A 3,077-nucleotide genomic window follows, 5' to 3' on the forward strand; every position below is an offset into this window, starting at 1 on the left:
CAATAGCTGGCCGTGTTCATCGTAGGCACCCTGGCCACGCTCCAGAATCCAGCAGCTGCTGCCATCGCGATGACGCATTTCATATTCGAGCTCATAGGGCTGGTGATGGCCCACTGCCGCAGCAATCCGCTCTGCCTTGAGGCGAGCCATATCCTCACCCACCATGCGGATATGCATGGCGACCGGGTCGGCCGTCACTTCGCTGGCGCTATAGCCGCTCAGTGCCAGAATGCCGTCGGACACAAAATCGAACTGCAATACTTCGCTGGGCTTGATGCGATAGACACAGCCGGGCACGTTTTCGATCAGGCTGCGCAACTTGCGGTCGTTCTCGCTCAGCGCGGCCAGTGCGCGTTCACGCTCGGCCACCAGGGAGCGCACTAACTGGGTCAGCGCCACCACATCGTTCAGCGGCTTGTGTTCGGGTTGTTTGCTTCCCAGTAGCTCGGCGGTGGTTTCATGCAGCGCGTCGAGCACAATCTGCTGTGCGCTGGCCTCGGCACGCAAGCGCTCGTTTGCCGTTTGCAACTCGCCCGATGACAGCTCCATGCTGCGCGCCTGCAAGGCCGCATTACGGTCGTACTGCTCATAGCTTTCGGCCACTTGGGCCAGCAAGTCCGGCAGTTTGGCAAGGATGGCATTGCGGCGCGCCAACTGGGCAGCATCGGGCTCGGCTGCTGCCAATAGCTGCAGCAGCTCGTCGCCATTGGCTACCCCCAGCGTGCGTTTGAGCTGGCGGAGCAGGGTCTTGTTGCTCAGCGTCATGGCGCAAATGCCGGCATCAGGCTGCCGGGTGTTCGAACAAGGCAGTAATGGTCATGGTCTGGTTATGCAGGCGGCAGTCGCCGGTATCAATGCCGGGGCCGATTTCGCCATAGGAATAGAAGCCGGCCGGCAGCGCCAGCTGGCCCAGCATATCGGCCACGGCCTCGGCCTCCTCGTCGACGCGGGCGCCCATCACCAGCTTGCGGCCGACGCAGCTGACCAGCAGCGACAGCGAGTTATTGGCCGGCACGCCAGCCAGCACCCGTTCGGCGGCCTGTTCGGCGCCGTCAACTAGTGAGTCGGTGGTGGCATGCATCAGCCGCAGATAGCCGTCTTCCACCACATCGCCGGCCAGGGTGAGCGAGCCGGCGGCATCGTCCACCTGCAAGATGGTGCGGATCAGGCCGACATTCTGCTGGTCGGCGCGCAGCATTTCGAACGGGAACAGCAGGCCCGATGCCGGCAGGTCTTTCGCATAGTCGCCCAGATAGCGCTTGTAGACGTCCAGCGCCGGCTCGCCATCCAGTTCGTACAGGATATTGCCGCTGCTGCGAGTGACCTTGCGCAAGGGGCCGAATGGCACCCAGCCGTGGAAAGAGCCGCAGGAAATGCCGATGCGTTCGCCATACAGGCCCAGCGCCACCAGGCGATTACTGGCGAGGCCGGCGGCACCGAGGGTGTAGGTGGTGGCAAAGGCGCCATCATCGCCGGCCAGGCCGCCACTGATCTGCACGCCGGCTGGCAGCACACTCTGCATGCCGGCCACTACGGCGCTGCCGTTCAGATCAAGCCCCGGGCCCAGCAACAGGACATGGCGCAGGCCTTCTTGCGGCAGCTGGCCGGCCAGCCGGGCGCCTGCCGCGTGGGAGTCGGGAATGCCGGCGATGACCTCGCTGACCGAACACAGCCGGGTGTCGTCAAAATGCAGGGCCGAAAGCACCAGACTTTTATTACCCACGCCATGCGAGGAAATCTCGCCGGCACTGGAGCAGCCGATCACGATGTTGGCGCCAACCGGCGCTAAAGATTCCGGCAAGGCCGCTTGTTCAAAAAAGCGCGGTGAGCCGAATACCAGCAGCAGCTGGGGCGAGATGGCGGCCAGTTCGGTCAGCTCGGCCGGGTTGGGAAGGTGCTGCAGACTGATTTGGCGTAGTTCCATGGCATGACCTCGAATGATGGACAGATGGCATAGCTGTGCTGCCGGAAAGCGGGTGGGGCGGCTTATGTTGTCCCGGGCACCTCGTCGGCATAGCGATGCTGGATCTCCAGCACCTCATCGAAATTGCTGAAAAACGCGGCAACGGCGGCCGGGTCGAAATGGGCGCCGCTCTGTTCGCGCAACAAGGCGCATGCCGCATCAACCGTCCAGGCCGGCTTGTAGGGGCGAACCGAGGTGAGTGCGTCGTAAACATCGGCGACGGCGACGATGCGCCCCTCGATCGGGATATCCTCGCCGGCCAGTCCGCGCGGGTAGCCGCTGCCATCGAATTTTTCGTGATGGGTCCAGGCAATCAGGGCGCCTAGCTGCATCAGTGCCGATTTGCCATCGCTGAGCAGGCGATAGCCGATTTCAGCGTGGCGGCGCATGATTTCCCATTCCTCCGGCGTGTGCTTGCCCGGCTTGAGCAGGATATGGTCGGGTATGCCGAGCTTGCCGATATCGTGCATCGGAGCTGCCTGCAGCAACAGTTCCAGCCGGCTCTCTTCCAGGCCGAGGCGCCGTGCGATCAGGGTCGAGTAATGCGCCATGCGCAGGATATGGGCGCCGGTTTCCGGGTCGCGAAATTCTGCCGCGCGGGTCAGCAGGAAGACCGACTCCTGCTCGCGCGCGCGCAGGTCGGCCGTGGCCTTGGCCACTTCTTCCTGCAACCACTTTGCCCGGTCTTCCAGTGCTGCCTGACCTTCGCGAATGGCCAGCATATTGCGGGCGCGGGCGCGCAGCTCGGCCGCTTCCACCGGCTTGGTGAGGAAATCATTGGCACCGAGCTCCAGTGCGCGCAGCCGCACCTGGCTGTCGTGGTCGGCGGTGATCATCAGGATCATCGACTTCTGGCCGCGTTCATCGCTGCGAAACGCGGTGAGAAAACCGATGCCATCAAGCTCCGGCATCATGTAGTCGAGCAAGATCAGGTCGGGATTGGTGTGCAGGCACCAATCCAGCCCTTCCCAGGCCGATTCGAACAGGGTGGGTTCCACCCCGACGGCATTCTTGATCAGCCGGGCGAACATCAGGCGGTTCACCGCATTGTCATCCACCACCACGATCTGCATGCCGTTTGCCATCGTTGCTTGCCATTAGTCCAGGGAGTTTG

3 protein-coding genes are annotated in these 3,077 nt (G+C 63.1%); all 3 read right to left on the reverse strand.

The window, feature by feature from the left end; genetic code table 11:
* On the reverse strand, positions 1–765 hold a 765-nt coding region (locus ACE3OH_RS21180; protein WP_374357906.1), incomplete at its 3' end, for a PAS domain-containing protein.
* 16 nt (positions 766–781) lie between these two features.
* A complete protein-coding gene (locus ACE3OH_RS21185) occupies positions 782–1,924 on the reverse strand; it encodes an FIST signal transduction protein (protein ID WP_374357908.1) in 1,143 nt (380 codons plus the stop codon).
* A 62-nt stretch (positions 1,925–1,986) separates the two neighbouring features.
* Entirely contained in the window at positions 1,987–3,048 is a 1,062-nt protein-coding gene (locus ACE3OH_RS21190) for an HD domain-containing phosphohydrolase (RefSeq protein WP_374357911.1), read from the reverse strand.
* Between the last annotated feature and the right edge of the window lie 29 nt (positions 3,049–3,077).

Origin of the sequence: Chitinimonas sp., from assembly GCF_041904975.1 — a bacterium.
Classification (GTDB): domain Bacteria; phylum Pseudomonadota; class Gammaproteobacteria; order Burkholderiales; family Chitinimonadaceae; genus Chitinimonas.